This is a genomic window from Proteiniphilum sp. UBA5463 (assembly GCF_002427225.1).
In the GTDB taxonomy this organism is placed as follows: domain Bacteria; phylum Bacteroidota; class Bacteroidia; order Bacteroidales; family Dysgonomonadaceae; genus Proteiniphilum; species Proteiniphilum propionicum.
The window spans coordinates 25,956-31,955 of sequence record NZ_DIQL01000042.1 but is presented as its reverse complement, the minus strand read 5'-3'; the positions used below and the strand labels follow the sequence as shown (position 1 = coordinate 31,955).

The 6,000-nt window shown below is 44.1% G+C and carries 6 protein-coding genes; 3 read left to right on the top strand and 3 right to left on the bottom strand.

What is annotated here, in order from left to right; translation table 11 throughout:
• The first annotated feature begins 25 nt into the window (after positions 1 to 25).
• From kdsA to B3B27_RS07000, 3 genes are all read left to right on the top strand, one after another.
• Positions 26 to 820, top strand: coding sequence for a 3-deoxy-8-phosphooctulonate synthase (gene kdsA / locus B3B27_RS07010; protein WP_238868513.1), 795 nt, complete (start codon positions 26 to 28; stop codon positions 818 to 820).
• The gene (locus B3B27_RS07005; RefSeq protein ID WP_238868514.1) at positions 817 to 1,392 is read left to right on the top strand and encodes a Maf-like protein; all 576 of its coding nucleotides are present in this window, start codon (positions 817 to 819) and stop codon (positions 1,390 to 1,392) included. The genes kdsA and B3B27_RS07005 overlap by 4 nt, the downstream gene beginning before the upstream one ends.
• Before the next feature lie 132 nt (positions 1,393 to 1,524).
• Positions 1,525 to 2,913 (top strand): aspartate kinase, encoded by a 1,389-nt coding sequence (locus B3B27_RS07000; RefSeq protein WP_256448720.1) that lies wholly within the window; start codon positions 1,525 to 1,527, stop codon positions 2,911 to 2,913.
• A 104-nt stretch (positions 2,914 to 3,017) separates the two neighbouring features.
• Here the strand turns inward: B3B27_RS07000 and hflX are convergent, their stop codons facing one another.
• The 3 genes from hflX to mnmA all read right to left on the bottom strand — a co-directional run bounded on the left by hflX (position 3,018) and on the right by mnmA (position 5,942).
• Positions 3,018 to 4,241, bottom strand: a complete 1,224-nt coding sequence (gene hflX, locus B3B27_RS06995) for a GTPase HflX (RefSeq protein ID WP_238868516.1) — start codon at positions 4,239 to 4,241, stop codon at positions 3,018 to 3,020.
• Positions 4,242 to 4,257: 16 nt separating this feature from the next.
• Complete coding sequence (locus tag B3B27_RS06990) at positions 4,258 to 4,758, bottom strand: hypothetical protein (protein ID WP_238868517.1); 501 nt, start codon at positions 4,756 to 4,758, stop codon at positions 4,258 to 4,260.
• A 119-nt stretch (positions 4,759 to 4,877) separates the two neighbouring features.
• Complete coding sequence (mnmA, locus tag B3B27_RS06985) at positions 4,878 to 5,942, bottom strand: tRNA 2-thiouridine(34) synthase MnmA (RefSeq protein ID WP_238868518.1); 1,065 nt, start codon at positions 5,940 to 5,942, stop codon at positions 4,878 to 4,880.
• Between the last annotated feature and the right edge of the window lie 58 nt (positions 5,943 to 6,000).

The window sequence follows — 6,000 nt, the reverse complement described above, 5'->3', positions numbered from 1 at the left end:
GGTTAATAATGTTAAAAATAAAACAATGGATTTTTCCTATTTAGAATCAGGGAATTTTTTTCTGCTTGCCGGGCCTTGCGTCATTGAATCTGAAGATATGGCATTGAGGATAGCGGAAAAAATTAAAGTGATCACCGAAAAATTAGGCATTCCATATGTCTTTAAAGGTTCATATCGCAAAGCGAACCGTTCGAGAGTTGACTCCTTTACAGGGATAGGTGATGAAAAAGCGTTGAAAATATTGGGCAAGGTGCGCGACACTTTCGGCATTCCGGTTGTTACTGATATCCATGAGAGCTCTGAAGCCGAGATGGCTGCGGGCTACGTTGATATGCTGCAGATACCGGCTTTCCTTTGTCGCCAGACCGAACTGCTTGTTGCCGCAGCAAAGACGGGGAAGGTGGTTAACATTAAAAAGGGCCAGTTCCTTTCACCCGATGCAATGCGGTTTGCTGCGCAGAAGGTGAGTGACTGCGGTAACCAAAAGGTGATACTCACGGAGCGGGGCACCACTTTCGGATATGGAGATCTGGTGGTCGATTTTCGTGGAATACCCACTATGAAAGAGTTTGGTTTTCCCGTTGTGATGGATGTGACACACAGCCTGCAACAGCCTAACCAGGTATCGGGTGTGACGGGCGGGCAGCCTCAGTTGATAGAAACCATTGCAAAAGCGGCAATAGCAGTGGGTGCCGACGGTTTATTTATTGAAACGCATCCTGATCCTGAAAATGCCGGGTCGGATGGAGCAAATATGCTTCCGCTAAACCTTCTGGAAGATCTTCTGGTAAAATTAACCAGGATTCGCGGCGTATTATGAAGTTGACCAGTTACAGAATTATTTTGGCTTCCAACTCACCGCGACGCAGGGAGTTGCTTTCCGGTATCGACGTTCAGTATGAACTTCGCTCATTACCCGGTATCGACGAAGCATACCCCGATACACTTCCCCATGAAGAGGTCGCAGAGTTCCTCGCACGGAGAAAAGCATCTGCTTGTCTTCCGGAGTTAAGAGATGATGAGCTGATTATCACAGCAGACACTGTTGTGTTGCTCAATGGCATGATACTTGGGAAACCGGCTGATAAAGAAGATGCAAAACGTATGCTTCGCCTCCTTTCAGGAGAGACTCACCGAGTGGTAACAGGTGTCTGTCTCACCTCTGCTGTGAAACAGGTCGCTTTTTCCGATGTAGCACATGTAACATTCGGGGTGTTGAGCGACGAAGAGATTGATTATTATGTATCAGCTTACAATCCAATGGATAAGGCAGGCGCATACGGTGTGCAGGAGTGGATAGGCTACATTGCTGTAGAGCGCATTCAGGGATCATATTTTAATGTAATGGGTTTACCGGTTTTTAAGGTTTACAGGGAGCTTAAGAACTTCTGAAAGGATGCTCGGCGATAGAAAGTATAAAGTAGAAACAAATATATAGATTAATCATCTATCTTTGTTTGCTGAAGCAGTTCACAATCGGGACTTATAATTTATAATCCGTATTAATAAATATCCATTTTTCATATGCTTACAGTAGAAAAAATAGGGGGTACCTCAATGTCCCAGTTTCAGGACGTATTGCAGAATATTATCATAGGGAACCGAAAGAGCGATCAGCTATATAACCGGATTTTCGTGGTTTCGGCTTACAACAACGTGACCAACTGGCTGCTGGAACATAAGAAAACAGGTGAGCCGGGTATCTATAATAAATTCCTTAACGGGGAAGATTACAGTAGCGCACTGGACTCATTTTGCCAGCGTCTTCTACTTATAAACGACGGGTTTGCCGATTATGGTCTGGACCTGAAAGAGGCAAGAGACTTTATCCGGTTTCGTGTTGATCAGGCCAAGACTGTTTTGTACAGCCTTGGAAAGGTGTTGGCATCGGGATATGTAAACCGTACCGATATCTATCTTGCTGCCCGCGAAATACTGGCATCCATCGGGGAGGCCCATTCGGGATGGAACTCCGTAAATATGCTTAACAACAACGGCATTAATGCACGGTTTATCGATCTTTGCGGCTTTAACGACAATGAGCCTTTAACAATTGACAAGCGAATACACAAGGAGTTCAGTGGAATTGACTTTAGCAATGTGCTGTGTATCGCAACCGGCTATACCAAGGGCACAGAAGGTATCATGCGCGCCTTTGACAGAGGTTACAGCGAGGTTACTTTCAGCAAGATTGCCGTTGAGGTGAAAGCCGAAGAGGCAGTTATTCACAAGGAGTACCACCTCTCGAGTGCCGATCCCAAGATTGTGGGTGTGGAGAACAGTATCCCTGTTGGCCATACTAATTACATAATTGCTGATCAGCTGGCTGATATCGGTATGGAGGCTATTCATCCCAAAGCGGCTAAACCTCTCGAGTTGGCCGGGATCAATATTCGAATAAAGAACACATTCGATCCCGATCATCCCGGTACTCTTATTTCCCGTGATTATATTTCGCCCGAACCGCGAGTGGAGATAGTATCAGGGTCGCGCAAGGTGACTGCAATAGAGATACACGACCCTATGATGGTGGGAGAAGTAGGTTTTGACGGGCGAATTATGCAGTATTTCGTGAAGTATGGGGTGAGCTACATTCTTAAATCGACCAATGCAAACTCAATAACCATGGTTGTATGGGAGAACGAAAAAAGCAACGAACTAATTAAGGTTTTAAATGATGTGTTTTATCAGGTAACCGCAAAACCTTCTGCCATTGTCTGTGTAATGGGAAGCAATATTGCAATGCCCGGTTTTTTGTACAGAGCAGCAAAAGCACTATATGAGAATGGTATTAATATAGAGAGTTTTGCCCAATCGCTTATGCAGGTCAATATGCAGTTCGTAATTGCACGCGAGCAATATGAGGATGCTGTAATTTCGCTGAACAGAGAGCTATGTAAGATGGACAGATAGAACGCCATAACGTGTAGTTATGCGCTACCGGCAGGCAGTTTAGGGTTGTTTGCTGTTTTGGCTGTAATTATGTTTTTTCAAAAAACTGGAGTATTAACTATTTTTTATTCTTCCTCAAATATTTGGTATAAAAAATCGTTATAGGGGAAGCGTTGAATATGTATCTCCTTCACCTTATCGTAGATAAGTTGTTTCAGAACTTCAATATTCTCTTTCTCTTTAGCAGAGATGAAAATGCAGTTTTCTTTTATCTTACTTAGCCATGTTTGTTTAAGCTCTTCAAGTGTATAGTTTTCACGTTTTTTTGGCGTAAGGTCGTCTTCATCTTTAACGACATGTGTAAAAGCATCGATCTTGTTAAAAACCAGGATTGACGGTTTTTCGGTATCATCGATCTCGTAGAGAGTCTTCTCTACCACATTTATCTGCTCTTCGAAAGCAGGATGTGAAATGTCCACCACATGCATGAGGATGTCAGCTTCACGCACTTCGTCAAGCGTCGATTTAAACGATTCTATAAGGTGAGTGGGCAGTTTGCGTATAAATCCGACAGTGTCGGTAAGCAGAAACGGCAGGTTTTGCACTGTAACCTTTCGTACAGTGGTATCAAGAGTTGCGAATAGTTTGTTCTCAGCAAAAACCTCACTCTTGCTTAGAAGGTTCATCAGGGTCGATTTTCCTACGTTTGTGTAGCCTACCAGGGCTACACGTACCAGTTTACCCCGGTTCTTTCGTTGTACGGACTTCTGTTTGTCGATATCTTTCAGTTCCTGTTTCAAACGGGTAATCTTGTCGAGAATGATTCGTCGGTCGGTCTCCAGCTGTGTCTCACCCGGCCCGCGCATAATGGTCCCCCCGCCTCCCCTCTGCCTCTCAAGGTGAGTCCACATTCGGGTGAGCCTGGGAAGCAGGTACTGGTATTGTGCCAGCTCAACCTGTGCTTTGGCGTGGGCTGTCTTTGCACGCATCGCGAAAATATCAAGAATAAGGCTTGTACGATCCATAATGCGTACCTGAAGCTCCCCCTCAATATTACGGAGCTGCCTGGCAGACAACTCATCATCAAATATCACAACGCCAACTTCATTCTCTTTGTCTTTCACGTAGTCCTCAATCTCCAGGAGCTTTCCCTTGCCCACAAATGTAGTGGAGTTGGGTATATCCATACGCTGGACAAAGCGTTTCCCCGGTGCAAGTCCTGCCGTCTCGGCAAGGAATGCCAGCTCATTCAGGTACTCGTTCACCTTTTCTTCGTTCTGCTCGGGTGTGATGAGCCCGACCAGAACGGCGGTTTCATTTTTAATCTCGTTGACAATAAAGTCTTTCATATAATTGGTCTATTTTTCAAAACCAGAATCCTATTCCGGCGGTAAAAACAGCCTGCGAATAATTTTGAATGAACTGGTATTTCAATTCAAAATTTGCCCTGATCTTGTAGCCTATGTCATGTTGGAACCCACCTCCAAGGTTAATACCTATACGGTGATCACTCCGGCCCTCTGTGAGGATATCTCCTTTTATTGTTGCTTCGTGTTTCCAATTTGAAAAGTGTACGCCTGTTACCGGGTAGAGTGATGACGAGAGAGAAATAGGAATAATGAAATGGGCATCGGTATCTATCATCCACATGCTTTCACCTTTTCGCTCAAGAAAATGGGTAAATGAGGGTGCAAACCGTATATTGTTGGCATAATAGTAGTGAATATGAACCCCGCTTCCGGGGCTGTTTATTCCCGATCCGTAACCCACATGGGCGCCTGTGCCAATGGTACCATCGAATTGTGCAGCTGCTTTAGAAAGGGGCAATAGCAGAAAAACTGAGAGTAAGGAGGCGATTTTTTTCATATTCTATTGTTTTTTATACTAAGCGGATTAAGGGGCAGAAACTGTTGAGTAAAACTTTTATATCCGGTCAGTGTGTTACTGCCGCAAAGTTAGTAAAACGGGGCGAAAAATCAAACAGATCAGATAATCATACCGCTGCCCAGGCATAAACGGCACTCTTTGTCATACACAACGCCAAACTGTCCTGCAGCTATCCCCTGTATGGGTTTATCGGAGTAAATACGGTACATATCGCCTATTTTGGAAATCTTTCCACTGGTGAATTCTGGTGTATGCCTTATTTTGAACGTTATCTCTTTCTCGTCATCGAAGTCGCCCCACACATCTCCGGTAATAAAATCAAAGCCCTGAAGATTGATAACTTCTCCGTATTGATGTTTAGTATCGTATCCTTTTGAAACATATACTATATTCCTGTCTACATCTTTTTTTATCACGAACCAGGGGCCACCACTCAATCCAAGCCCTTTGCGCTGGCCGATGGTGTGGAACCAGAACCCCTGATGTTTTCCCAGTATATTGCCAGTTTCAAGCTCAACTATAAGCCCTTCCTTACGCCCCAGATATCGTTCAATAAAATCGTTATAATTTACTTTCCCTAGGAAGCATATTCCCTGGCTGTCTTTGCGTTGCGCCGATGGCAGTTTCTGCTTTGCAGCAATTGCCCGTACTTCCGATTTAAGCAGGTTGCCAATGGGGAACATCAGCCTGGATATCTGTACATAGTTTATCTGTCCCAGGAAATATGTTTGGTCCTTAACGCGGTCTTTCGCCGTAGAGAGCCAGGTCAGGCCCTCTTGTTCTGTTGTTGTTGCATAATGGCCGGTGGCAATCTTGTCGAAACAGTGTCCCCATTTTTGTTCAAATATTCCGAACTTTATCAGCTTGTTGCACATCATATCGGGATTGGGAGTAAGGCCTCGTTTGACTGACTCAATTGTGTATCGGACTACGCTGTCCCAATATTCCTTGTGTAACGATACAACCTCGAAATTGCAGCCATATTTAGCAGCAATGTATGACACTATCTCTATATCTTCCTCCGAAGGACAATCAATATAGCCGTCTTTGTCTTCCATCCCTATTTTTATGTAATAAATTGTCGGATCGTAGCCCATCTCTTTCAACTGATGCACCACAACCGAACTGTCTACTCCGCCTGAAACTAAAGCTGCTATCTTCATTTTTATTGAAATTGATTTGCAAAGTTACGAATAAGAATTGAATAGCAGAAAATAGGTT

Coding starts and splice junctions, on each gene's coding strand:
- kdsA (WP_238868513.1), top strand. CDS start 26: ATGGATTTTTCCTATTTAGAATCAGGGAATTTTTTTCTGCTTGCCGGG.
- B3B27_RS07005 (WP_238868514.1), top strand. CDS start 817: ATGAAGTTGACCAGTTACAGAATTATTTTGGCTTCCAACTCACCGCGA.
- B3B27_RS07000 (WP_256448720.1), top strand. CDS start 1,525: ATGCTTACAGTAGAAAAAATAGGGGGTACCTCAATGTCCCAGTTTCAG.
- hflX (WP_238868516.1), bottom strand. CDS start 4,241: ATGAAAGACTTTATTGTCAACGAGATTAAAAATGAAACCGCCGTTCTG.
- B3B27_RS06990 (WP_238868517.1), bottom strand. CDS start 4,758: ATGAAAAAAATCGCCTCCTTACTCTCAGTTTTTCTGCTATTGCCCCTT.
- mnmA (WP_238868518.1), bottom strand. CDS start 5,942: ATGAAGATAGCAGCTTTAGTTTCAGGCGGAGTAGACAGTTCGGTTGTG.